Genomic DNA, 22770 nt, shown 5'->3' with positions numbered 1-22770 from the left:
TTGGAAACGGCGGCGTCTTGCGCATCGTGCGCGGGCGAGGGGGTCAGCGGAGGGCTCCGGGGGAGATTACTAAAGGTCCAACCTAGCACGTCCCGGCCGAAAGGTCACCCATCGCCGCGAATCAGGACCTCGCCCCGACGAATCGCCGTCGAGGAGCGCGGATTCAGCGGCGCCGCCAGATAGGTCCAGGCGGGCGCGGCCAGGCTGGCCAGCAGCCCCGCCTGGGCCGCCGGGATGCGGAAGCGAGCGTAGCGCGAGGCCGCGGGGGCCGTGCGGCTGTCCAGCTGACTGCCGGGCCGAGCAATGACCGCCACCGGCATCAGATGCATGATGTCGGTCCAGCCCCGCCACCTGTGGAAGCTGGCCAGATTGTCCGACCCCATCAGCCAGACGAACCGAACGCCGGGATAGCGGGCCTTCAGCGCGCGCAGGGTGTCGACGGTCCATTGCGTCCCGGCGCGCGTCTCGAAATCCGAAACGATCATGGCCGGGCCGACCGTGTCGGCGACCGAACGGGCCGAGGCCATGCGCTCGACCAGGGGCGCGGTCTCATGGTTCGATTTCAAGGGGTTCTGCGGCGAGACCAGCCAGACCACCCGGTCCAGGCCCAGGCGCCGCATCGCCGTCTCGGCCACATGGGCGTGGCCGTCGTGGGCCGGATTGAAGGAGCCGCCGAACAGGCCGACCTTCATCCCGGGCTGCAACCCCAGCCCGTCACGCAGGGCGCCGGGTCGAGGGCCGAGGCCTTTCGGCGCGGGACCGGCGTGGAAGAAGGACAAGGGCGGCTCTTTGGCGGCGGCGACGAGAGGGCGGACTTATGCTCACCCGCGCCCTAACACGGCCCGTCGCCCCTGTCTCGCATCAGCAGGCGGACGAAAGCCTCAGAACTCTTTCCAGCTCGACCCCGGATCGCGCTCGCCCGGCTGGGCCAGCTGCTGGCCCCAGGTCACGACCATGAAGGCCTTGTGGCTGCGGATCTTGTACTGGCCGATCATCGGCGTGACGGCGCCCAGCGGCAGGCCGGTGCGACCGTCGTAGAGGAAGCCCGAGAACTCGGCCACGCCCATGCGGTCGCGGTTGGAATAGATCGACAGTTCGGGGATGGAGACGACGTTCAGGGTCTCGTTGATCGGCACCCGCATGTCGGGAATGCCGAACACCCGGCGCATCTGCTCCAGCGACAGGGCGCCGGCACGGACCTCGAAGATGGCGTCGGCGCTGTCGCGGTCGCGGCTGATCGCATAGCCGGCGTCCGACAGGGCGGCGCGGATGGCGCTCAGCGCATAGCGGGCGTTCTCGGCCTGGAAATAGGTCTCGTCGACGAAGACGCGCGCGCCCTGGGGGATCGGCAGGGTCAGCCCCTCGACCGCACGATCGGCGGCGCGGTTGACCAGCAGCATGTCGGTGGCCGTCCGCGCCGGATTGGTCTCGGTCACGGAGGCGCAGCCGGCCAGTACGGCGGTGGCTGCAAGAAGGACGGTCAGGCGCGCGGTCGTCAAATCACCAGGCTCCGGTGTTCGGCATGGAGGCCCACGGCTCGGCCGGGGCCAGACGCGCGCCGGCCTGCAGCAGTTCGACCGAGACGCCGTCGGGCGAGCGGATGAAGGCCATATGGCCGTCGCGCGGCGGACGATTGATCACTACGCCGCCGTCGGCCAGACGCTGGCAGGCGGCGTAGATGTCCTCGACCTCGAAGGCCAGGTGGCCGAAGTTGCGGCCGCCCTGATAGTCCTCGGGATCCCAGTTGAAGGTCAGCTCGACCTCGGGCGACTTCTCCGCCTCGGCGCGTGCGGTGTCTTGCGGCGCAGCCAGATAGATCAGGCTGAAACGCCCGGCCTCGCTGTCCATCCGGCGCGTCTGCACCAGACCCAGCAGGTCACGATAGAAATGCAGCGACGCCTCCAGGTCCTTCACGCGGACCATGGTGTGCAGATAGCGCATCGCTCAGTGGGCCTCGGGCGGGCGGGCCGCCGGGTCGAGGTATTCGCTCTCGGGGTGGGGATGGTCCGACAGGACGAAGCGGCGGTCGCAATAGCCGCACTCGACGAAGTCCTCCTCGCCCATCTCCAGATAGACCAGCGGGTGGCCGAGGACGCCGCCGCCGTCGCAGGCGACGCGCTTCGTCGGCACGACGATCTCTTCGGGGGCGGGGATGACAGCGTCGGTATGGCGGGGAGGCATGGTCCGGTCCGGGTCTGGAAGGCTCGCGCCGTTCCTAGAAGGACCGGACCTTTAGGTCAAACTTCCGAAGGGCGCGGTTGGCGACGGAACAGCTTGTCCAGCATGGCCTTGCGCTTCTTGAACAGGGTCAGGCCCAGGCAGCCGGCGCCGACCCACAGGCCGATCTCGCCGATCAGGGCCGCGACGGCGGCGAGCAGGGCCGCATGGGTCATGTCCAGATAGTCCAGCTTGCCCGCCAGCAAGGCGACGCCCATGCCGGTGTAGCCGACAGCACAGACGCCCATGGCGGCGAAACCGATCAGGCGGGTCTTGGTCAGGGGCTTTTTCATCTGGACTTGCAGGGCGGTCATGAGCGTCTCTCCATCAAGGCAGGTTGTCTTTATGACAAGGACCCTAGACATACCCCGCATTGACGTCAAGCACCATTTACACAAAGACGCGCAAACTTGTCTGAACGAGGTATCGCAGCGCCTTGGCGAACGCGCCCTCGCCTCCTACCTATGCCGCACGCTTCCGCCGTCCGAGTGAACGCCCGCATGACCGAGACCCCCGCCCTGCCCGTCAACGCCATCGAGGTGCGGGGGCTGAAGAAGACCTATGCGGGCAGCAAGAAGTCGCCGCCCAAGACCGCCCTGCGCGGGGTCGATCTGACGGTGCCGCGCGGCTCGATGTTCGGGCTTCTGGGTCCCAACGGCGCGGGCAAGTCGACCCTGATCAACATCATCGCCGGGGTCGTGAACAAGTCCGAAGGCAGCGTCCGCATCTGGGATCGCGACATCGACCACGAGGCGCGCGACGCGCGGGCGGCGCTGGGCGTCGTGCCGCAGGAGATCGTCGCCGACGTCTTCTTCACCCCGCGCGAGGCGCTGGAGGTCCAGGCCGGCTTCTACGGCGTGCCCGCCCATGAGCGCCGCTCGGACGAACTGCTGGCCGCGCTGGGCCTGTCGGACAAGGCCAACGCCTATGTCCGCGCCCTGTCCGGCGGCATGAAACGCCGTCTGATGGTGGCCAAGGCTTTGGTGCACAACCCGCCGGTCCTGATCCTGGACGAGCCGACGGCGGGGGTGGACGTCGAGCTGCGCCGCCAGCTGTGGGACTATGTGCGCAAGATCAACGAGGAGGGCGTCACCGTCATCCTGACCACCCACTATCTCGAAGAAGCCCAGGAGCTGTGCGACACCATCGCCATCATCAACCGGGGCGAGGTCGTGGCCTGCGAGCCGACGCATCAGCTGCTGAAGCGTCTGGACACCCGCAACGTGGTGGTGACGCCGGAGACGCCGCAGGCGGTCCTGCCCGATCTGCACGGCTTCCACGTCGCGCCGCGCCCGCATGGCGCCTTCGTCGTCACCTATCGCACCGGCGAGTCCAGCGTCGAGCAGGTGTTGGCCGCCGTCCGCGCCGCGGGCGTGACCATCAAGGACATCGCCACCGAGGACCCCAGTCTGGAAGACGTCTTCCTGGCCATGACCTACGGCGACGCCAGCCGCCCCAGCCCGACGCAGGACTGAGGCCCTTCGTCATCCCGGAAGCGGCGCAGCCGCTATCCGGGACCGCAGGAAGCGCGGCGATTGGAGCATGTGCTTGGGGCGGTCCCGGCTCTTCGCCTTCGGCTTCGGCCGGGATGACGGTTGGGGGCGGCGCTAGACCACCATCACCGTCCCGAGCAGCAGCTTGCCCCCCGGCTTGCCCAGCACCCGGTCGGTGGCGGCCTGCAAGGCGCGGCTCAGCCACTCCACGTCGGGCGGGGCGCCGGGCAGCATCCGTTCGCCGGCCAGCCGCACCACTTCGTTGTAGGCGGCGCTGAGGCGGGGCTTGGACTGGTCGGCGCGGGCGCGCAGGGCGGTATCGGCCACATCCACCCCGACCTCGACCGTCATCACTCCCCGGCGCCCGTCGCGGCGCAGGATGGTGGCGGTGGCGGTCGGCAAGGGGATGTAGGCGTTGGCGGGGGCGCCGCCGCCTCCGCTCTTGCCCGAGGCTTCAGCCTCGGCGGCGACGAGTGCGGTACCCAGGGCGGCGAGGCCGATCAGTGCGCGACGATCCATGCCCCATCCTGCCCCGCCGCCGCTTAAGGCCCGGTTACGGCTGGCGGGCCGCCGCGCCCCGGCGTAATCGAAAGGGATGAGCCAGACCGATCTTTCCGCCTATCGCCCCAATGTCGGGGTGGTGCTGTTCAACAAGACCGGACAGGTCTGGCTGGGCCGCCGCGCCAAGACGCCCGAGCCGTGGAACTGGCAGTTCCCGCAGGGCGGCGTCGACGAGGGCGAGAACCTGGAGGCGGCGGCGCTTCGCGAACTGCAGGAGGAGACCGGGGTCCGCTCGGTCGAGCTGCTGGGCCGCACCGGGGGCTGGATCGTCTATGACTTCCCCGAAGGCATGGGCGGCCCCAAGGCGTGGAAGGGCTTCAAGGGCCAGAAGCAGGTCTGGTTCGCCTTCCGCTTCACCGGCGAGGACAGCGAGTTCGACCTGGCCGCCCACGGCGAGCCGGAGTTCGACGCCTGGCGCTGGGGCGCGCTGGAGGAGGCGCCGGCGCTGATCGTGCCGTTCAAGCGCGAGGTCTATGAGCAGGTGGTGGCGGCCTTCGAGGACCTGCCGCAGAGCTGACGCCGCAAAGCTTCACCCCGCCGTCATTTCGACCGTCATCCTCGGGTCAAGCCCGAGGATGACGGTGAGTCAAAGGGCGCTGCACCGCTTGCCCAAAGAAAAAGGCCCCTCGCCGAAGCGAGGGGCCCTGATCTGTTTCGATGTCGCCGCGATCAGTTCGCGGTGATCTCCGAGGCTTCCTCGGCCAGGATGCTGAGACCCTCGCCGTTGACGTCGGCGAAGCCGCCCTTGACCTCGAAACGACGACGCTGGGCGCCGTCATAGACCGTCACCACGCCTTCGCGCAGGGTGGTCATGAAGGGGGCGTGGCCCGGCAGGACGCCGAAATCGCCTTCGATGCCCGGAGCATCGACCTGATCGACCGAGCCCGCGAAGATTTCGCGTTCCGGGGCGACCAGGGAGAAGTTCAGCTTGCCGGCCATGGCTTAGGCTTCCGCAGCCATCTTGGCCGCCTTTTCGACAGCCTCTTCGATGGCGCCGACCATGTAGAAGGCGGCTTCCGGCAGGTGGTCGTATTCGCCGTCCACGATGCCCTTGAACGAGCGGATGGTGTCCTTCAGCTCGACGAACTTGCCCGGCGAGTTGGTGAACTGCTCGGCCACGAAGAAGGGCTGCGACAGGAAGCGGCTGATCTTGCGGGCGCGCGACACGACCAGCTTGTCGTCTTCCGACAGCTCGTCCATGCCCAGGATGGCGATGATGTCCTTCAGCGCCTTGTACTGCTGCAGGATTTCCTGAACGCGGCGGGCGACGGCGTAGTGCTCTTCACCGATGACCAGCGGGTCCATGATGCGCGAGGTCGAGTCCAGCGGGTCCACGGCCGGGAAGATGGCCTGGGCCGCGATGTCGCGGTTCAGAACGGTCGTCGCGTCCAAGTGGGCGAACGAGGCGGCGGGCGCCGGGTCGGTCAGGTCGTCGGCGGGGACGTAGATGGCCTGGACCGAGGTGATCGAGCCCTTCTTGGTCGAGGTGATGCGCTCTTGCAGGTTGCCCATCTCGGTGGCCAGCGTCGGCTGATAGCCCACGGCCGAGGGGATGCGGCCCAGCAGAGCCGACACTTCCGAACCGGCCTGAGTGAAGCGGAAGATGTTGTCGACGAACAGCAGCACGTCCTTGCCTTCTTCGTCGCGGAAGTACTCGGCGATCGACAGGCCGGTCAGGGCGACGCGGGCGCGGGCGCCGGGGGGCTCGTTCATCTGGCCGTAAACCAGGGCGCACTTGGAGCCTTCGGTCGAGCCGTTGTTCTTGGACGGGTCCACGTTGACGTTGGACTCGATCATCTCGTGATACAGGTCGTTGCCTTCGCGGGTGCGTTCACCCACGCCGGCCAGAACCGAGTAACCGCCGTAAGCCTTGGCGATGTTGTTGATCAGTTCCTGCATGGTCACGGTCTTGCCGACGCCGGCGCCGCCGAACAGGCCGGTCTTGCCGCCCTTGGTGTAGGGGCAGATCAGGTCGATGACCTTGATGCCCGTGACCAGGATTTCCGACGAGGTCGACTGCTCTTCGAAGGTCGGGGCCTCGCGGTGGATCGGACGGTATTCCGTGGTCAGGATCGGACCGGCTTCGTCGATCGGCTGGCCGACGACGTTCATGATGCGGCCGAGCGTGCCCGGACCGACCGGAGCCATGATCGACTTGCCGGTGTCGACGACGGGCTGACCGCGGGTCAGGCCTTCGGTCGTGTCCATCGAGATGGCGCGGACCATGTTCTCACCCAGGTGCTGGGCGACTTCGAGGACCAGGGTGAAGGGCTGGCCCGTCTTCTGGTCGACGTTCTGGGTTTCCAGCGCGTTCAGGATGGCCGGCAGGTGGCCTTCGAACTCGATGTCGACGACGGCGCCGATGACCTGGGCGATCTTGCCCGAGCCGGCGACGGCGGCGGCGGCCTTGGGAGCGGCGGCCTTCTTGGGAGCGGCCGGCTTCTTGGCGGCGGGTTTCTTGGCGGTGGCGTCGGTCATGGGGTGCGTCCGGTTCGGATTGTCTTGTCGGTCGGGATCAGAGCGCTTCAGCGCCGGCGATGATCTCGATCAGCTCGGTGGTGATCTGGGCCTGGCGTTTGCGGTTGTACTGCAGGGTCAGGCTGTTGATGAGGTCGCCCGCGTTGCGCGTGGCGTTGTCCATCGCGGCCATCTGCGCGCCGAAGAAGCCGGCCTGGTTCTCGTAGAGAGCGGCCAGGATCTGCGTCGTCAGGTTGCGCGGCAGCAGGGTCTCGAGGATTTCCTCTTCCGAGGGCTCATACTCGTAGATGGCGCCGTTCAGGTTGATCGGTTCGGCGTCGCCTTCGACGACCGAGGGGACCAGCTGCTTGGCGGTCGGGACCTGCGAGATGACCGACTTGAACTGGCTGTAGAACAGCGTGACCACGTCGGCCTGCCCGCCCTCGAAGCTCTCGGCGATCAGTTCGGCGATGGGCTGGGCCGAGTGCAGACCGACGGTCTTGTGCTCGCTCAGTTCGAAGGTCTTGACGACCTTGTCGCCGAACAGGCGCGTCAGCTGGTCGCGCGACTTGCGGCCCACGGCGATGACGCGGACGTCCTTGCCATTGGCCAGCAGGCTGTTGATCCGGTCGCGGGCGGCGCGGATCACATTGGTCGAGAAGCCGCCGGCCAGACCCTTGTCCGCCGTAGCCACCACGACCAGGTGACGCTGGTCCGAACCCGTGCCGGCCAGCATCTTGGGCGCGTCCCCGCCCGAGACGGCCGAGGACAGGTTGGCGATGACCGAAGCCATCCGCGTCGCATAGGGGCGGGCGTTCTCCGCCTGCTCCTGGGCGCGCTTCAGCTTGGCCGCCGCGACCATCTGCATGGCTTTCGTGATCTTCTGCGTCGCTTTGACGCTTCCGATCCGATTGCGCATTTCCTTGAGGCTGGCCATCCGGCGCTACTCTCGCTCTCTGGTCAGTTCTTAGGCGAAGGTCTTGGCGAAGGCGGCCAGGACGTCCTTGAGTTCAGCTTCCAGTTCCGGCGTCAGGGCCTTCTTGGTGCGGATGCCTTCCAGCAGCGACGCGTGGTTCGAGTGGACGCGGGCCAGCAGCTCGCTCTCGAAGCGGCCGATGTCGGCCACGGCGACGTTGTCCAGATAGCCGCGCGTGCCGGCGTAGATCGACACGACCTGCTCCTCGACGGCCAGCGGCGAGTACTGCGGCTGCTTCAGCAGCTCGGTCAGGCGGGCGCCGCGCGCCAGCAGCTTCTGGGTCGAGACGTCCAGGTCCGAGCCGAACTTCGCGAAGGCGGCCATTTCACGATACTGGGCCAGCTCGCCCTTAATCGAACCGGCGACCTGCTTCATGGCCTTGATCTGGGCCGAGGAGCCGACGCGCGACACCGAGATGCCGACGTTCACGGCCGGACGGATGCCCTGATAGAAGAGGTCCGATTCCAGGAAGATCTGGCCGTCGGTGATCGAGATCACGTTGGTCGGGATGTAGGCCGAGACGTCGTTGGCCTGGGTCTCGATGATCGGCAGGGCGGTCAGCGAGCCCGAACCGTTGTCTTCGTTCAGCTTGGCCGAACGCTCCAGCAGGCGGCTGTGCAGGTAGAAGACGTCGCCCGGGTAGGCTTCACGGCCCGGCGGACGGCGCAGCAGCAGCGACATCTGACGATAGGCCACAGCCTGCTTCGACAGGTCGTCATAGACGATCAGGCCGTGCATGCCGTTGTCGCGGAAGAACTCGCCCATGGCGGTGCCGGCGAACGGGGCCAGGAACTGCAGCGGGGCCGGTTCCGAAGCCGTGGCGGCGACGACGATGGTGTATTCCAGGGCGCCGGACTCTTCGAGCGTCTTGACGATCTGGGCCACCGTCGAGCGCTTCTGGCCGATGGCGACGTAGATGCAGTACAGCTTCGCCGACTCGTCTTCCGACTTGTTGACGTTCTTCTGGTTCAGGATGGTGTCGATGGCGATGGCGGTCTTGCCGACCTGACGGTCGCCGATGATCAGCTCGCGCTGGCCGCGGCCGACGGGGATCAGGGTGTCGATCGACTTCTGGCCGGTCTGCATCGGCTCGTGCACCGACTTGCGGGGGATGATGCCCGGAGCCTTGACGTCGACGCGGCGGCGCTCGGTGAACTGGATCGGGCCCTTGCCGTCGATCGGCTCGCCCAGCGGGTTGACGACGCGGCCCAGCAGGCCCTTGCCGACCGGCACGTCCACGATTTCGCCCAGGCGGCGGACTTCATCGCCCTCGGCGATGGCGGCGTCCGCGCCGAAGATCACGGCGCCGACGTTGTCGCGCTCGAGGTTCAGGGCCATGCCCTTCACGCCGGCCTTGGTGAACTCGACCATTTCACCGGCCTGGACATTGTCCAGACCGTGGATGCGCGCAATGCCGTCGCCGACCGACAGCACCTGACCGACGTCCGAGACGTCGGCCTCGACGCCGAAGGAGGCGATCTGCGACTTGAGGATGGCCGAGATTTCGGCGGCGCGGATATCCATGATGGGCTCTCTGGCTTTCGTCTTCGGTGCGGGCCAGCCGGCCCGGCTTGAACTTGAATTCGGGGCTTAGGCGCGCTTCAGCGCGAAGGTCATCTGGTCGAGCTTGGTCTTCAGCGAGGCGTCGAACAGCTTCGAGCCCACCTTGACCTTCAGGCCGCCCAGGATCGACGGATCGACGCGGGCGGTCAGTTCGGGATCGCGGCCCAGCGCCGTGCGCAGGGCGGCTTGAATGCTCTTGGTCTGGGCCGCCGACAGCGGCAGGGCCGAAACCACCTCGGCGGCGACCAGACCGGCCTTCTTGGCGTAGAGCGCCTCGAAGCCGGCGATCACGCCCGGCAGGTCGCGAGCGCGGCCGTTCTGGGCCAGCAGGCCGACGAACTTCTTGGTCGTCGCATTGAACTTGGCCTTGTCGGCGATGGCCGACAGGCCCTTGCCCTGGTCCTCGGCCGAGATGACCGGCGACTGGGCCAGGCGGCGCAGGTCCGCGCTGTCCAGCCAGGCGGCCTTCAGCGAGGCGAGATCGCCGCGCACGGCGTCCAGCGCCCCCGTCTCGTCAGCGAGGTCGAACAGCGCCTGTGCATAGCGCCCACCGACTTCCGTCGTTCTGAAATCGTCCGCCACGTAATAAAGGTCCGCGATTTGAAGCGTTTGGGTCAAAACCGGCCGCGATGTCTCGCGCCAGCCAAGAGCTTGAAATGCTTATAGAAAGCACGCTGGGGACACATCTTTCGATGCATCCTTCGCTAAAGCCGCGCGGCTGATAGCATGCAAGGTCCCCGGTCGCAACCGACGGGGACGGAACGATAAGGTCGCACCCGCGCTCTTTTTCGCGATGCGAGGGGCTTTAAAGGCCGGCGACACCTTTAAGGAGGCCTTTCCCGCATGCGGGGGTGCGACGACAAAGCCGCGCGCAAACGCTTGATGCAACCTCACGGTCCCGTTACCGCTTATGGCTATCATCACATTCTGGAACCCCGATGCTTGAAAGCATAACTCCCCTGCTGAGCGATCCGGCCGCCTGGGCGGCCCTTGTGACCCTGGTGGTCATGGAAGTCGTTCTCGGCATCGACAACCTGATCTTCATCTCGATCCTGTCGAACAAGCTGCCGCCCGAGCATCGCCAGCGCACCCGCCGCATCGGCATCGGCCTGGCCCTGATCATGCGCCTGGCCCTGCTGGCCGCCATCGGCTGGATCGTCGGCCTGACGGCCCCGGTTTTCGACCTCGGCTTCCACGGCGAGACCTATGACACCGCCTTCAGCTGGCGCGACCTGATCCTGATCGCCGGCGGTCTGTTCCTGGTGTGGAAAGCGACGAAGGAAATCCACCACGCCGTCGACGCCACCCCGTCAAACGACATGCTGGAGAAGGACAAGAAGGACGTCGTCATCAACAACGTCGGCTCGGCCATCGTCCAGATCATCCTGCTGGACCTGGTCTTCTCGGTCGACTCCATCCTGACCGCCGTCGGCATGACCGATCACGTGCCGATCATGATGGTCGCCGTGGTCTTCGCCGTCCTGGTCATGCTGCTGGCCTCGGACCCGCTGGCTGACTTCATCGACAAGAACCCGACCGTGGTCATGCTGGCCCTGGGCTTCCTGCTGATGATCGGCGCGGTGCTGATCGCCGACGGCTTCGGCGTCCACGTGCCCAAGGCCTATATCTACGCCGCCATGGCCTTCTCGGCCCTGGTCGAAGGCCTGAACATGTGGTCCCGCACCGCCCAGATCAAAAAGGATCAGGCCGCGGAAGCCGCGCAAGCGGCCCTGAACAAGGCCGAGACCGCCGAACCCGGCGTTTGATCCTCGCGACGGACTGAAACGACGAAGCGCCGCGGTTTCCACCGCGGCGCTTTTTCTTTGAGCTGCCTCTATGCGCGAGCGCTCAAGCAGCGAGCCGCCGCGCGGCGAGCGTTAGCGCCCCTTCGTTCAAAGGAAACTATAGGGGTCCACGTCCACGGTCAGCCGCACCGAGGCCGGGACCTTCACCCGCGCCAGCCAGGCGCGCAGGAAGGCCTGCAGGTTCACGTCGCGGTCGGCCCGGACCAGCAGGCGCTTGCGGCGGCGCCCCCTCACCAGGGCCAGGGGAGCGTCGGCGGGGCCATAGACCTCCAGCCGCTCGGCGTTGGGGATGGCCTCGGCCAGGTCGCGGGCGACCTTGTCGACCGCCATGGCGTTCTCGCTGGACAGGATGATCGCCGCCAGACGGCCGTGCGGCGGCAGCGACGCCGCCTCGCGCTCGCCCATCTCGGCCTCGACGAAGGCGTCGCGGTCGCCCGCCGCCAAAGCCATCAGCACCGGGTGTTCCGGCGTCCAGGTCTGCAACAGCGCGCGGCCCGGCTTGTCCGCCCGCCCCGCCCGGCCCGTGGCCTGGGCCAGCAGCTGATAGGTCCGCTCGGCCGCGCGCAGGTCGCCGCCGCGCAGGCCCAGATCGGCGTCCACCACCCCGACCAGGGTCAGACGCGGGAAGTTGTGGCCCTTGGCCGCCGCTTGGGTCGCCACCAGAATGTCGATCTCGCCCTCGGCCATCGACTGGATCAGGGCGCGGGCCGACTGACCGTCCGGCACGGTGTCGGAGCTGAAGATGGCGGTGCGGGCCTCGGGGAAGAGGCGGCGCACCTCCTCCTCGACCCGCTCGACGCCCGGCCCGACCGGCACCAGCGAGTCCTCGGCCCCGCAGGACGGACAGAGCTTGGGCTTCATCATCGAAAAGCCGGTCAGGTGGCAGACCAGCCGCCCGGTGTAGCGATGCTCGACCAGCCAGCTGTCGGTGTCCGGCGCCGTCAGGCGATGGCCGCAGGCCCGGCACAGGACGACGGGGGCATAGCCGCGCCGGTTGAGGAAGAGCAGGCTCTGCTCCCCCTTGGCGAAGGTCTCGCCGATGGCCTCACGCAAGGGCTGCGACAGCCAGGTCTGCGGGTCGGGCGGACAGGTCCGCAGGTCCACCAGCTCAATGTCGGGCAGGACCGCCGCCCCGTGCCGCGCCGCCAGTTTCAGCCAGCCGTAGCGGCCTTGCCGCGCATTCCACAGGGTCTCCAGCGACGGGGTGGCCGAGGCTAGAACCACGGTCGCGCCCTCGATCCGGCTGCGCGCCACGGCCAGGTCGCGACCGTGATAGACCAGACCCTCCTCCTGCTTGAACGAGCCGTCGTGCTCCTCGTCCACCACCACCAGCTTCAGGTTGGCGTAGGGCAGGAACAGGGCCGAGCGGGCGCCGACCACGATGTTGCAGCGCCCGGCGACCACCGCCTCCCACACCTGACGGCGTTTCGGCGGGGTCACGCCCGAATGCCATTCCGCCGGGGCGGCGCCGAAGCGGGCGGTGATCCGTTCGATCAGGGCCTGGGTCAGAGCGATTTCCGGCAGCAGGATCAGCACCTGCGCCGACGGATCGGCCCGCAGCGCACGCGCCGCCGCCTCCAGATAGGCCTCAGTCTTGCCCGAGCCCGTCACGCCGTCCAGCAGGAAGGGGGCGAAGCCGCCCTTGGCCACGGCGTCCGCGATAGCCGCCGCCGTGGCCGCCTGATCCGGGTTCAGGGTGGCGGGAGCATGATTGGGATCGGGGGCGTCGAAGGCAGCGACCGCCTCGATCTCGACCACCGTCAGCACGCCCTCGTCGACCAGTCCCTTGACCACGCCGGTCGAGACGCCCGCCGCGCGGGCCAGATCGGGGCCGGTCATCGACCGTTGGCCCAGGGCCTCCAGCACCGCCGTTCGCGTCGCCGTAGGCCGGGAGGGGCTGCGGCCCTCGACCCGCTTGACCCGTCGCTCGGGTCGGGGGCGCGGCGCGCGCAGGCCCTTCAAGGCCGTCGCCGCCATCTCGCCCGGCGGGCTCAGGGTCCAGCGCGCCGCCCATTCGACGAAGGTCAGGGTCCGTTCCGGCAGGCGATGCTCGCTCAGCACCTGGTCGATGGCCTTCAGCCGCCGGTTCGAGCCGGTGGTCTCGAACACTTCGGCCGCCACGCCCCGGATCAGGCGCGGCCCTAGGGGCACGGTCACTTGATCGCCGCGCACAAGCGTCACCCCCTCCGGGACCTCGTAGTCGAAGGCCTCGGGCACCGGCAGGGGAATGAGGACGGAGGCGACTTTCACCGCGCGTCCCAAAGGACTAGCATCCCGGTCATGAAACTCTTTCTCGACACCGCCGACGTCGCCGTCATCAAGGATCTGCTGCCCACCGGGATGGTGGACGGCGTCACCACCAATCCGTCGCTGATCGCCAAGTCGGGTCGGAACATCGCCGAGGTCATCGCTGAGATTTGCGCCCTCGTCGAGGGGCCGATTTCCGCCGAGGCCGTGGCGACCGATTTCGAGACCATGGTCAAGGAGGGCGACAAGCTGGCCGCCATCGCCCCCAACGTGGTCGTCAAGCTGCCCCTGACCTGGGACGGGCTGCGCGCCACGCGCGTCTTCGCCGACAAGGGCATCAAGACCAACGTCACCCTGTGTTTCTCGGCCGCCCAGGCCATGCTGGCCGCCAAGGCGGGCGCCACCTTCATCTCGCCCTTCGTCGGGCGCCTGGAAGACGTCGGTGCCGACGGCATCGGCCTGCTGGATGAAGTCCGCGCCCTCTACGACATCCATGATTTCGATACCGAGATCCTGGCCGCCAGCTTGCGCAACCCCGGCCATGTCTCGGCCGCCGCCATCGCCGGCGCCGACGCCGCCACCCTGCCGACCGACGTTTTCAAGGGTTTGGTCAAGCACCCGTTAACCGACAAGGGGCTTGATGCGTTTTTGGCCGACTGGGGCAAGTCCGGTCAGTCCATTCTGTAAATCTCGACCCGGAAAGAGGTCCGCTTGAGCACTTCCCTGGACCTCTCTCCTGACGCCGCCGAGGGCCTTCACTGGCCCGAGGTGCGGGCCTGGCTGAACGCCCACCCCGATCGCCTGCTGGACGACCGCACCCTGCTGGAAGAACTGGGCCTGCGCGCCACGGGCCGCAACGTGGTCGATTTCGGCCGCGCGGCCCTGACCCGGCTGGAGGCCGTGGTCCAGCGCGAGGCCGGCGCGAGGAAACAGATCGAAGAGATCGCCCGCGCCAACTTCGCCGCCCAGACCCAGACCCACGTCTCGGCCCTGGACCTGATGGAGGCGACCAGCCATGCCGAACTGGCGCGCCAGCTGGACGCCACCTCGCAAGCCCGCTTCGGCCTGGCCGGCGGCGCCATCGCCATGGAAAAGCCCGGCGCCGTGCCCTTCGGCTGGAAGTCGCTGGAGCCGGGCCGCGTCGACGCCCTGCTGGGCGACGACGGTCTGGAATGGCTCGGCCCCAACTTCACCGGCCTGGACCTGTTCGGTCCCGCCGAGGGCGAGGTGAAGTCCGTCGCCCTGGTGCGGATGAGCCTGCATCTGCCCGGCGCCGACGGCGCCCGTCCGGCCCTGTGCGCCTTCGGCTCGTTTGAGGACGACGGCTTCACCCCGGCCATGGGCTGCGAACTGGTGGCCTTCATCACCCGCGTGGTGGAACGCATGGCCGAGCGATGGCCGACGCAGGGCTGACCCCCTCAGGTTTGGCCGCAGACCAGGCCCTCCTCGCCTGGCTTGAGCATCTGGCGCATGAGCGTCGCCTGTCGCCGCGCACGCTGGAGGCCTATGGCCACATCGGCCGCTTGTATGTCGCCTTCCTCGAACGCCATCGCGGCGGGCCTCAGACCCTGGCCGATCTCGGCGCCGTCACCGCCGCCGAGGTCCGCGCCCATCTGGCCGAACGCCGCAGCGGCGACCGCCCCCTGAACGCCCGTTCGCTCAGCCAGACGCTGGCCGCAATCCGGGGCTTTCACGCCTTCCTCGACCGGCGCTGCTGCACGCCCGCGCCGCAGCTGGCCCTGGTGCGCGGCCCGCGCGTCAAGCCGTCCCTGCCCCGCCCGGTCAGCGAGGATCAGGCCAGAGGCCTGCTGCACGAACCCGAGGCCGACCCCGACGCCGAACCGTGGGAGGCCGCGCGCGACCGCGCCGTCCTGACCCTGCTCTACGGCTGCGGGCTGCGCATTTCCGAGGCCCTGTCGCTGAAACGCTCCGACGCCCCCCTGCCGGACGCCCTGCGCATCACCGGCAAGGGCGGCAAGATGCGGCTGGCCCCGGTCCTCCCCCAGGTGCGCGAGGCGGTGGACGCCTATCTGGCGCTCCAGCCCTTCATCCTCGAGGCGGACCAGCCCCTGTTCCGGGCCAGGCGCGGCGGGCCGCTCAGCCCGCGCCACGTCCAGGCCACGGTCCAGCGCCTGCGCGGCCGCCTCGGCCTGCCCGCCTCGACCACGCCCCACGCCCTGCGCCACAGCTTCGCCACCCACCTGCTGGGCGCCGGGGCCGACCTGCGCTCGATCCAGGAACTGCTGGGCCACGCCAGCCTGTCGACCACCCAGAAATACACCCAGGTCGACGCCGCCCGTCTGCTGGCCGCCTATGCGGGCGCGCACCCGCGCGCCTGACTATCCAGCGGCCGCAAATGGCGCCTATTCTCCGCATGGGGATGAGTGCGGCGTGGAGGCCAGCCGTTGCGTGGACCAGAGTCCGTCAGCCATCCCTCACGCCGGTCGGCGCTTGTCCTGACCGCAGGCGGCGCCCTGGCGCTCGCTCTTCCCGGCCAGGTCGGCGCCCAGGACCCGCCGCCTCCGGCGCCGCCCGAACCCGACGAAACCGCCCGCCTGCTGGAAAACCTGCTGACGCGCATGGGCGTCAAGGTGAACGTCGGCGGCCCGCGCGACCCCCTGTTCGTCATCGACACAGGTGCGGAACGCACCGCCATCTCCGACCGCCTGGCGGCCGCGTTGAACCTGCAACCCGGCCCGCCGGTCCTGGTCCACGGCATCACGGCGGCGGAGATGGTGCGGACGGTTCATCTGCCCCGGCTCGACTTCTCGGGGCGGCGCTTCACCAACCTGACGCCGCCGGTCTTTCCCTATGAGATGCTGGGCGCCGACGGGCTTCTGGGCCTGGACGTCCTGTCTCGCTTTCGCCTGACGCTGGAGTTGCGCCAACGCCGGGTCATGATGGCGCCCTCCGGGTCCGACGTAGTCGAGCGCGGCTTTTCCTTCGGCGGCGTGGCCAGTCGGATGCGGCCCAACGTCACCAGCACGCGCAGCGGCCGCTTCGGGCAGTTGATCCTGACCAATGTCCAGGTCGACGGCGTGCCCGCCGTGGCCTTCGTCGACAGCGGGGCCCAGTATTCGATCGCCAATCTGGCGCTGATGCGGGCCGTCGACGCGCGCATCGGTCCCGCCGCGCGCCAGTCGATCCGGGTCTACGGCGTCATCGGCCAGTCGCTGATGGTGGACTCCGGCGAGGTCTCCAGCCTGAGGCTGGCGCGGCGCGAGATGGGCGCCACGCCCCTGCTGTTCGGCGACCTGCACGCCTTTCGGGTGCTGGGCCTGATCGAGCAGCCGGCCCTGCTGCTGGGGGCCGACATCCTGACCCGGTTCAGCCGCATCACCCTGGACTACGGCCAGTCGCGCATCGCCTTCGGCGGCCTGCTGAGGCGCCCGCCGCCGCCCGCCGTCAGATCGCCCTGACCGCCCCGCCGTCCACGCGGATCAGCGAGCCGGTGACATAGCCGGCCAGGGGGCTGGCCAGGAAGGCGGCGACGGCGCCGAACTCCTCGGTCGTGCCGATGCGGCCGGCGGGGATGGACTTGACCGATTCGGCGCGCGCCTCGGCGGGCTCGACGCCGGTGGCGGCGGCGCGGGCGGCGTCCAGGCGCTCGATGCGCGGCGTGTCGATGCGGCCCGGCAGCAGGGTGTTGACCGTCACGCCATTGGCCGCGACCTCGCCCGCCAGGGTCTTGGCCCAGGCCGCGACCGAGGCGCGCAGGGTGTTGGATACGCCCAGGGTCCCGACCGGCTCGATCACGGTGATGGAGGCGACGTTGAGGATGCGCCCCCAGCCCATGGCCCGCATCCCCGGCAGCACCCGGTCGGTCAGGCGGAAGACCGACAGCACCATGGACTCGAAATGATCGCGCCAGACCGACGGGTCCAGCCCGTTGACGCCAGACGGCGGCGGCCCGCCGGTGTTGTTCAGCAGAATCTCGATCGGGCCGCCCAGCGCCGCCTCGGCCACGTCGACCGCCTTCAGCAGGGCCTCATGATCGGCCAGATCGGCGGGGGCGATCACCGCCCGCCCCGGCCCCATGGCGTTCAGCTCGTCGGCCACGGCCTGAAGCTTGGCCGCATCGCGCGACAGCAGGGCCACGTGCGCCCCCTCGGCCACCAGGGCCGTCGCCACGGCCCGCCCCAGGCCGCTGGAGCCGCCGCAGACGAGGGCGCGCTTGCCGGTGAGTTTCAGGTCCATAGGGGTTCATCCGGTGCGGTGGAGAAGGAAGGCTATATGGTCACGGCGACCGCATAATGCGATGCGGCAGTGCGCTTCGTCTCTTCAGTTCTATCGTTACGCAGCTTCGGGGGATCATCATGAAGATCATAATTGTCACCGCGGCGGCCATGCTGATCGCAAATGAAGCCAGGGCCCAGGATTTCAAGCCGCCGGTATGGGCGGCGCCCCCGGATGGAGAACTGGCGAGTGATCTCTTTCCTGGCTTTGCGGGCTTTCTCGGCGTGAACGGTCGCGCGACCCTGACCTGCAGTATTTCCGAGGACGGCCCACCGTTCCGCTGCCGCGTAGACGAAGAAGCCCCTACCGGCCTGGGTTTCGGTGCAGCCGCGCGTCTGGTCGCCGCCAGCGGCCAGATACGCGCCGCCCGCCGAAATGGAGAGACTGTGCCCGCAGCAATCCAGACCACCGTGCGTTTCTTCCATCCCGAGGAGTCCGCTTTCGGCGGATGGACAGGACCGGAGCCCTCCTCTCAGGGGCTGGCCCTGGCGAAAGCACTGCTTTCCAGCGGCATAAAGGACGCCAAGCAGTTGCCGTCCTATCGCGAAATGATCCTGGATGGCCTCGACGCAGACCGAAAGAGCGTGGTGCGTGCCTGGCTCAATGAGCTGATGCCCTATGATCGGGCGCAGGACCTCTCGACAGCAGCGACACAACTCGCGCGTCTGTTCAGTGAAGACGAGTTGCGCAGCATGCTTGCCGGCGAGGAAGTCGCATCACCGTCCGAAGAGGCGTTCATGGCGGCTTGCCCGGATCCGACTCCAGAACAACGCGCGGCGCTGGACGAGCTGAAAGGCCGCTATTGCAGCCGCTACAGTTGCGACACCTGATGGATCGGGACGCCAAGTCGCGTCCGTTTTCGGCAAGCCCCCAACGAAAACGGCGCGCCCCTTGCGGAGCGCGCCGTGATGCGTTCGGGCCGGGGGCCTGGCCTTAGGCCTGCATGGCCCAGCCTTCGACGGCCATGGCCGCCTGGCGGACCGCTTCCGAGCGGGTCGGGTGCGAGTGGCAGGTGCGGGCGATGTCTTCCGACGAGCCGCCGAAGGCCATGGTCATGCAGGCCTCGCCGATCAGTTCGCCGGCCTGCGGGCCGTAGATGTGGACGCCCAGGACCTTGTCGGTCGAGGCGTCGGCCAGGACCTTCACGAAGCCCTCGGTCTCGTGGTTGATCTTGGCGCGGCTGTTGGCGGCGAAGGGGAACTTGCCCTTCTTGAAGGCGACGCCCGCAGCCTTGAGCTGCTCCTCGGTCTTGCCGACCCAGGCCACTTCCGGGCCGGTGTAGATGACGCTGGGGACCAGGTCGTAGTCGACGTGGCCCGGCTTGCCCGCGATCAGTTCGATCACCGCCACGGCGTCTTCCTCGGCCTTGTGCGCCAGCATCGGGCCATAGGTGACGTCGCCGATGACCCAGACGCCCGGCGCCGTGGTCTTGAAGTGGTCATTCGGGATGACGCCGCGCTTGTCGGTCTCGATGCCGACCGTCTCCAGACCCAGGCCGGCGGTGTAGGGACGGCGGCCGATGGCCACCAGAACCACGTCGCCCTTGAGGGTTTCGGCCGCGCCGCCGGCCGAAGGCTCCAGCGTCAGCTCGACGCCGTCCTTGACCGAGGCCGCGCCGGTCACTTTCGTGCCCATGCGGAAGGTCATGCCCTGCTTGGTCAGGCCGCGCTGGAAGGCGGTGGCGACCTCGGCGTCCATGCCGGCGCCGACCTTGTCGAGGAACTCGACCACGGTCACCTGGGCGCCCAGACGACGCCAGACCGAACCCAGCTCCAGGCCGATGACGCCCGCGCCGATGACGATCAGGTGTTTCGGAACCTTGGGCAGGAACAGGGCGCCGGTCGAGTCGATGACCTTGCCGTCCTCGAAGGCGACGCCCGGCAGCGGGGTCGGCTCGGAGCCGGTGGCGATGACGATGTTCTTGGCCTCATAGGTCGTCTTGGCGCCGTCGGCGGCCTCGACCTCGACCTTGTTCGGGCCGGCGATGCGGCCGCGGCCCTTCAGCCAGACGACCTTGTTCTTCTTCATCAGGAACTCGATGCCCTTGGTCAGGGCCTCGACGCTGTCGTCCTTGGCCTTGTGCATCTGGGGCAGGTTCAGCTTGGGCTTCACCTCGATGCCGATGCCGGCGAATTCGGTATTGGCGGCCTCATACAGCTCCGAGGCGTGCAGCAGGGCCTTGGACGGCATGCAGCCGACGTTCAGGCAGGTGCCGCCGAGCGTGGCGCGCATCTCGATGATGGCGACCTTCATGCCCAGCTGGCCGGCGCGAATGGCGGCGTTGTAGCCGCCCGGCCCGCCGCCGATGATCACCACGTCGTAGGTCTGGGAAGCGGCGTCGGCCATGGAAGTCCTCTGATCGGTCTGGCGCTGGGAAGGAGCGGCGCGGACACTAGCGCCGACCCCGGCGGGGTCAACCGCCACGGTCCATATAGGCCGTGATCCTCGCCGGGGCCATGCCGACGAAAGCCAAAGGCGAAACGACGAAGGGCCGGGCGTCGCCGCCCGGCCCTCCGTCGATCGTGTTCAGCCGCCTCAGAAGGCCATGCGGGCGACCAGTTGATAGACGGGACCGCCCTTTTCGGTTTCCAGCTCATACTCGTCATAGGAACGGTCGATCTGGTCCTGGACGCTGCCGAACTTGTCGAACACCTCGTCCTTGGAGGCGTTCAGCAGGTTGGAGCCGGTCAGGCGCACCACGACGTTCTCGGCCACGCGCTTCTCGAGAAAGACCTCCAGGTCGGCGCCGTAGGAGGTGCGGACTTCCTCGGCCAGGACGCGGCTGAGGGCCTCGCCCTGCTTGCGATAGGTGGCGCCGAAGGCCGCGCCCCAGGTCGGGATGTCGTGGGTGAAGCCGAAGTTCAGCACATAGTCCGACTGGCTGTTGAAGCGGCGCGCGCCCATGAAGTCCTCGACCTCGCTGTCCAGCCACGAGTAGTTGAGGAAGACGCCGGTCGTCTCCATGCCGATGAAGTCCAGCGGCGTCGACAGGTCGAACTCGACGCCCCAGACCTTGCCGTCGCCGACGTTGTCGACGGTGTAGATGAAGGTCCCGGCCCCGGCGCTGCCTTCCGCGCCGGTGTTGACCTCTTCCACCAGGTCCGAGATCGAACGGTAGAAGGCGTTGATCCCGACCACGCCGCGACGGCCCAGCTGGCGCTCGAAGCCGACGTCCACGCCCCAGGCCGATTCCGGCTTCAGGTTGGGATTGCCGACGAAGTCGCTGTCGCCGAACTCTTCTTCCAGGGTCGCGGGCGACAGGCGGTCGAAGCTGGGACGGCGCACCGTGCGGGCCGCCGAGACGATCAGCCGGTCGGTGTCGTTCAGACGATAGCGCAGGCTGGCCGAGGGCAGCAGGAAGCCGTAGTCGGTCTCGGTCACGCGGTCGGCGGCGGGGGCCGTCTCGTCGGTGATGGTCGTGTCCGTGGCCTCATAGCGCAGGCCCGCTTCCCATTTCAGCGCGCCGCGGTCGCCCGACAGCATGACATAGGGGTCGATGCGGGTTTCCTCGATCAGGCTGTCGCCGCCGGGAACCGCCTCGAAGGCGCCGAAGGGCGGGACGGTCGGACGCACGCCCGGCGCGTTCGGCACGTTGAAGCGGATGCGCGGGGCCTCAAGGATCAGGCTGTCGCGCTCCTTCATCGCCCACTGGACGCCGAAGTCCAGGGTCAGGCCGTTCAGGTCGCGCTTGTGCTCCAGGGCGCCCGACCATTCCTCGTCCTTGATCTGGACGTCGGTGGCGTCGGCGGTGAAACGGTCCTCGTCCGGGAAGGGCGTGCCGTCGCGCAGGTATTCCGACTCGTTCTCGAACTCGTACTGATCGTCGTCGATCATGGCGTAGCCGAGCTTGAACTTGGTCTTGCCGCCAAACATGTCGCGGCTGTAGCGGGCGTCCAGCGACAGGTTGTCGGTCAGGATGTCCAGGTCGTTGTCATTGATCGACAGCAGGTTGGCGTCGTTCTGGACGCCGTTGCGGTACTCCCACGAGTCCTCGTCCTGGAAACGGTCGGTGCGCACGAACAGACCCGACAGGGCCAGCTCGCCGCCCGCGACGTCGACCTGATAGGCGGCGTTGAACGAATAGTCGGTGCCGTCACGGATGTCGGTCTGGGCCTCGACGTTCTGGAGCGCGCCGTTCGGCTCGTCGAAACGTTGGCTGAATTTGTTCTTGGGGTTGCGGCGGTCCTGGACGTTGGCGCCGACCAGCAGGCGGCCCGGCCCGACCTGGCCGCCCCAGACGGCGCCGAAGGTCCCGCCCCATTGGCCGTACTCGCTGTCGTCGAACATCAGGGCGCCGGCGCGGACATAGCCGCCGTCCAGCGACAGGGCGTCGCGCAGCACGATGTTGACGGCGCCCGCCACCGCGTCGCCCGAGCGGTTGGCCGAGCTGGAGCGCACCACCTCGACCCGCTCGATCAGTTCGGCGGGGATGCGGTCGACGAAGAAGGAGCGGTCGACGCCGGCGCCCGGCACGCGGTCGCCGTTGATCAGGATCTGGGTGTAGCCCGAGTCCAGGCCGCGCAGACGCACGCCGTCGTATTCCAGCACGTCCGACAGGAAGGCGACCGAGGGCACGCGCTTCAGGGCGTCGCCGGCGGTCAGCGGCTCGAAGCGCTGGAAATACTCCAGGTCGTAGGACAGGGTCGGCACGACGTCGTCGGCGCGGTTGCGCAGCACGGGACGTCCCGTGACGATGACCTCGGCCACGGCCGTCGCCGGACCCTCGTTGCTGTAGTCCGGCGCGCGGACGGCGTCCTCGGCGCTCGCCGCGCCCGCGATGGCGAGAGGGGCGACGGCGGCGCCCAGCAGAAGACCCAGTTTCATGATGTCGATCCCCGAAGATGCGAACGGGCTCAAGCGCGACCGTTGGCTGTCAGGGGCGCTCGCTAGCCGGATGCGGCGACGCGGCCGCGACGGTTTCGCGAAGAGGATTCGCCGGTTTGCCGACCGTCGGACGACAGATCGTCCCGAGACTGAGGATTTTCGTGAGGAGGGCCTGAAATGCGAAACGGGGCCCGATCTTGCGATCGGACCCCGTTTTCCCAGTCTCGACTGGAGCGGGCGAAGAGATTCGAACTCTCGACCCCAACCTTGGCAAGGTTGTGCTCTACCACTGAGCTACGCCCGCATTCCCGTGGGAGCGGTGTGCTGCTCCCCGTCGAGGAGGGGCTTTTAGCCGACCCTTCTCAGACCGCGCAACCCCCTTTTTGGATTT

The 22770-nt window shown here is 68.2% G+C and carries 23 protein-coding genes and 1 tRNA gene; 8 read left to right on the top strand and 16 right to left on the bottom strand.

Translation table 11 applies throughout. The features are described from left to right. Positions 1–104: 104 nt before the first annotated feature. The 5 genes from AC3IS2_RS00710 to AC3IS2_RS00690 all read right to left on the bottom strand — a co-directional run bounded on the left by AC3IS2_RS00710 (position 105) and on the right by AC3IS2_RS00690 (position 2531). Positions 105–779: a nicotinate-nucleotide adenylyltransferase gene (locus AC3IS2_RS00710; RefSeq protein WP_489198759.1), complete on the bottom strand. Its 675-nt coding sequence runs from the start codon at positions 777–779 to the stop codon at positions 105–107. Positions 780–881: 102 nt separating this feature from the next. Next, complete coding sequence (locus AC3IS2_RS00705) at positions 882–1499, bottom strand: DUF6655 family protein (protein ID WP_489198758.1); 618 nt, start codon at positions 1497–1499, stop codon at positions 882–884. A 1-nt stretch (position 1500) separates the two neighbouring features. After that, positions 1501–1941, bottom strand: coding sequence for a VOC family protein (locus AC3IS2_RS00700; RefSeq protein WP_489198757.1), 441 nt, complete (start codon positions 1939–1941; stop codon positions 1501–1503). A 3-nt stretch (positions 1942–1944) separates the two neighbouring features. After that, positions 1945–2181: a zinc-finger domain-containing protein gene (locus tag AC3IS2_RS00695; RefSeq protein WP_489198756.1), complete on the bottom strand. Its 237-nt coding sequence runs from the start codon at positions 2179–2181 to the stop codon at positions 1945–1947. A gap of 56 nt (positions 2182–2237) precedes the next feature. Then, complete coding sequence (locus AC3IS2_RS00690) at positions 2238–2531, bottom strand: hypothetical protein (protein WP_489198755.1); 294 nt, start codon at positions 2529–2531, stop codon at positions 2238–2240. A gap of 186 nt (positions 2532–2717) precedes the next feature. Between AC3IS2_RS00690 and AC3IS2_RS00685 the strand changes: the two genes are divergently transcribed. Next, positions 2718–3692, top strand: a complete 975-nt coding sequence (locus AC3IS2_RS00685) for an ABC transporter ATP-binding protein (RefSeq protein ID WP_489198754.1) — start codon at positions 2718–2720, stop codon at positions 3690–3692. Between the two features lie 132 nt (positions 3693–3824). Here the strand turns inward: AC3IS2_RS00685 and AC3IS2_RS00680 are convergent, their stop codons facing one another. Then, positions 3825–4229 (bottom strand): Tat pathway signal protein, encoded by a 405-nt coding sequence (locus tag AC3IS2_RS00680; protein WP_489198753.1) that lies wholly within the window; start codon positions 4227–4229, stop codon positions 3825–3827. 76 nt (positions 4230–4305) lie between these two features. Here AC3IS2_RS00680 and AC3IS2_RS00675 point away from each other — a divergent pair, with 76 nt between their 5' ends. After that, a complete protein-coding gene (locus AC3IS2_RS00675) occupies positions 4306–4788 on the top strand; it encodes an RNA pyrophosphohydrolase (protein ID WP_489198752.1) in 483 nt (160 codons plus the stop codon). A 152-nt stretch (positions 4789–4940) separates the two neighbouring features. Here the strand turns inward: AC3IS2_RS00675 and AC3IS2_RS00670 are convergent, their stop codons facing one another. The 5 genes from AC3IS2_RS00670 to AC3IS2_RS00650 form a co-directional block, all read right to left on the bottom strand. Next, complete coding sequence (locus tag AC3IS2_RS00670; RefSeq protein ID WP_331034693.1) at positions 4941–5210, bottom strand: ATP synthase F1 subunit epsilon; 270 nt, start codon at positions 5208–5210, stop codon at positions 4941–4943. 3 nt (positions 5211–5213) lie between these two features. Then, the gene (gene atpD, locus AC3IS2_RS00665; RefSeq protein WP_489198751.1) at positions 5214–6749 is read right to left on the bottom strand and encodes a F0F1 ATP synthase subunit beta; all 1536 of its coding nucleotides are present in this window, start codon (positions 6747–6749) and stop codon (positions 5214–5216) included. A 37-nt stretch (positions 6750–6786) separates the two neighbouring features. Then, positions 6787–7665 (bottom strand): F0F1 ATP synthase subunit gamma, encoded by an 879-nt coding sequence (locus AC3IS2_RS00660; protein WP_489198750.1) that lies wholly within the window; start codon positions 7663–7665, stop codon positions 6787–6789. 30 nt (positions 7666–7695) lie between these two features. Continuing rightward, the gene (gene atpA, locus AC3IS2_RS00655) at positions 7696–9228 is read right to left on the bottom strand and encodes a F0F1 ATP synthase subunit alpha (RefSeq protein WP_489198749.1); all 1533 of its coding nucleotides are present in this window, start codon (positions 9226–9228) and stop codon (positions 7696–7698) included. 66 nt (positions 9229–9294) lie between these two features. Beyond that, on the bottom strand, positions 9295–9849 hold the full coding sequence (locus tag AC3IS2_RS00650) for a F0F1 ATP synthase subunit delta (protein ID WP_489198748.1): 555 nt from the start codon (positions 9847–9849) through the stop codon (positions 9295–9297). A gap of 356 nt (positions 9850–10205) precedes the next feature. On the opposite strand from AC3IS2_RS00650, the gene AC3IS2_RS00645 reads away from it, so the two are divergent. After that, on the top strand, positions 10206–11033 hold the full coding sequence (locus AC3IS2_RS00645; protein ID WP_489198747.1) for a TerC family protein: 828 nt from the start codon (positions 10206–10208) through the stop codon (positions 11031–11033). Between the two features lie 126 nt (positions 11034–11159). Here AC3IS2_RS00645 and AC3IS2_RS00640 read toward each other — a convergent pair whose 3' ends face one another. Next, on the bottom strand, positions 11160–13322 hold the full coding sequence (locus AC3IS2_RS00640; RefSeq protein ID WP_489198746.1) for a primosomal protein N': 2163 nt from the start codon (positions 13320–13322) through the stop codon (positions 11160–11162). A 30-nt stretch (positions 13323–13352) separates the two neighbouring features. Between AC3IS2_RS00640 and fsa the strand changes: the two genes are divergently transcribed. From fsa to AC3IS2_RS00620, 4 genes are all read left to right on the top strand, one after another. After that, the gene (gene fsa / locus AC3IS2_RS00635) at positions 13353–14006 is read left to right on the top strand and encodes a fructose-6-phosphate aldolase (protein ID WP_489198745.1); all 654 of its coding nucleotides are present in this window, start codon (positions 13353–13355) and stop codon (positions 14004–14006) included. 24 nt (positions 14007–14030) lie between these two features. Continuing rightward, complete coding sequence (locus AC3IS2_RS00630; protein WP_489198744.1) at positions 14031–14732, top strand: DUF484 family protein; 702 nt, start codon at positions 14031–14033, stop codon at positions 14730–14732. Beyond that, entirely contained in the window at positions 14714–15658 is a 945-nt protein-coding gene (locus AC3IS2_RS00625) for a tyrosine recombinase XerC (RefSeq protein WP_489198743.1), read from the top strand. The genes AC3IS2_RS00630 and AC3IS2_RS00625 overlap by 19 nt, the downstream gene beginning before the upstream one ends. A 66-nt stretch (positions 15659–15724) precedes the next feature. Then, positions 15725–16738 (top strand): retroviral-like aspartic protease family protein, encoded by a 1014-nt coding sequence (locus AC3IS2_RS00620; RefSeq protein ID WP_489198742.1) that lies wholly within the window; start codon positions 15725–15727, stop codon positions 16736–16738. Here the strand turns inward: AC3IS2_RS00620 and AC3IS2_RS00615 are convergent. Further along, complete coding sequence (locus AC3IS2_RS00615) at positions 16725–17516, bottom strand: SDR family oxidoreductase (protein WP_489198741.1); 792 nt, start codon at positions 17514–17516, stop codon at positions 16725–16727. The two genes, AC3IS2_RS00620 and AC3IS2_RS00615, sit on opposite strands and share 14 nt — an antisense overlap. 119 nt (positions 17517–17635) lie before the next feature. Here AC3IS2_RS00615 and AC3IS2_RS00610 point away from each other — a divergent pair, with 119 nt between their 5' ends. Beyond that, positions 17636–18385, top strand: a complete 750-nt coding sequence (locus tag AC3IS2_RS00610) for an energy transducer TonB (RefSeq protein WP_489198740.1) — start codon at positions 17636–17638, stop codon at positions 18383–18385. Positions 18386–18488: 103 nt separating this feature from the next. On the opposite strand, the gene lpdA is transcribed toward AC3IS2_RS00610, so the two are convergent. The 3 genes from lpdA to AC3IS2_RS00595 form a co-directional block, all read right to left on the bottom strand. After that, positions 18489–19901 carry a dihydrolipoyl dehydrogenase gene (gene lpdA, locus AC3IS2_RS00605; protein ID WP_489198739.1) on the bottom strand — a complete coding sequence of 471 codons (1413 nt, stop codon included), beginning with the start codon at positions 19899–19901 and terminating at the stop codon, positions 18489–18491. Positions 19902–20090: 189 nt separating this feature from the next. After that, on the bottom strand, positions 20091–22379 hold the full coding sequence (locus tag AC3IS2_RS00600; RefSeq protein WP_489198738.1) for a TonB-dependent receptor plug domain-containing protein: 2289 nt from the start codon (positions 22377–22379) through the stop codon (positions 20091–20093). Positions 22380–22608: 229 nt separating this feature from the next. After that, positions 22609–22683, bottom strand: a tRNA-Gly gene (locus AC3IS2_RS00595). Positions 22684–22770: the final 87 nt, after the last annotated feature.

This window comes from Brevundimonas sp. KH_025, from assembly GCF_057839885.1.
This window is presented reverse-complemented; position numbering and strand designations above follow the sequence as displayed.

Coding starts and splice junctions, on each gene's coding strand:
- AC3IS2_RS00700 (WP_489198757.1), bottom strand. CDS start 1,941: ATGCGCTATCTGCACACCATGGTCCGCGTGAAGGACCTGGAGGCGTCG.
- AC3IS2_RS00695 (WP_489198756.1), bottom strand. CDS start 2,181: ATGCCTCCCCGCCATACCGACGCTGTCATCCCCGCCCCCGAAGAGATC.
- AC3IS2_RS00690 (WP_489198755.1), bottom strand. CDS start 2,531: ATGACCGCCCTGCAAGTCCAGATGAAAAAGCCCCTGACCAAGACCCGC.
- AC3IS2_RS00685 (WP_489198754.1), top strand. CDS start 2,718: ATGACCGAGACCCCCGCCCTGCCCGTCAACGCCATCGAGGTGCGGGGG.
- AC3IS2_RS00680 (WP_489198753.1), bottom strand. CDS start 4,229: ATGGATCGTCGCGCACTGATCGGCCTCGCCGCCCTGGGTACCGCACTC.
- AC3IS2_RS00675 (WP_489198752.1), top strand. CDS start 4,306: ATGAGCCAGACCGATCTTTCCGCCTATCGCCCCAATGTCGGGGTGGTG.
- AC3IS2_RS00670 (WP_331034693.1), bottom strand. CDS start 5,210: ATGGCCGGCAAGCTGAACTTCTCCCTGGTCGCCCCGGAACGCGAAATC.
- atpD (WP_489198751.1), bottom strand. CDS start 6,749: ATGACCGACGCCACCGCCAAGAAACCCGCCGCCAAGAAGCCGGCCGCT.
- AC3IS2_RS00660 (WP_489198750.1), bottom strand. CDS start 7,665: ATGGCCAGCCTCAAGGAAATGCGCAATCGGATCGGAAGCGTCAAAGCG.
- atpA (WP_489198749.1), bottom strand. CDS start 9,228: ATGGATATCCGCGCCGCCGAAATCTCGGCCATCCTCAAGTCGCAGATC.
- AC3IS2_RS00645 (WP_489198747.1), top strand. CDS start 10,206: ATGCTTGAAAGCATAACTCCCCTGCTGAGCGATCCGGCCGCCTGGGCG.
- fsa (WP_489198745.1), top strand. CDS start 13,353: ATGAAACTCTTTCTCGACACCGCCGACGTCGCCGTCATCAAGGATCTG.
- AC3IS2_RS00625 (WP_489198743.1), top strand. CDS start 14,714: ATGGCCGACGCAGGGCTGACCCCCTCAGGTTTGGCCGCAGACCAGGCC.
- AC3IS2_RS00615 (WP_489198741.1), bottom strand. CDS start 17,516: ATGGACCTGAAACTCACCGGCAAGCGCGCCCTCGTCTGCGGCGGCTCC.
- AC3IS2_RS00610 (WP_489198740.1), top strand. CDS start 17,636: ATGAAGATCATAATTGTCACCGCGGCGGCCATGCTGATCGCAAATGAA.
- lpdA (WP_489198739.1), bottom strand. CDS start 19,901: ATGGCCGACGCCGCTTCCCAGACCTACGACGTGGTGATCATCGGCGGC.
- AC3IS2_RS00600 (WP_489198738.1), bottom strand. CDS start 22,379: ATGAAACTGGGTCTTCTGCTGGGCGCCGCCGTCGCCCCTCTCGCCATC.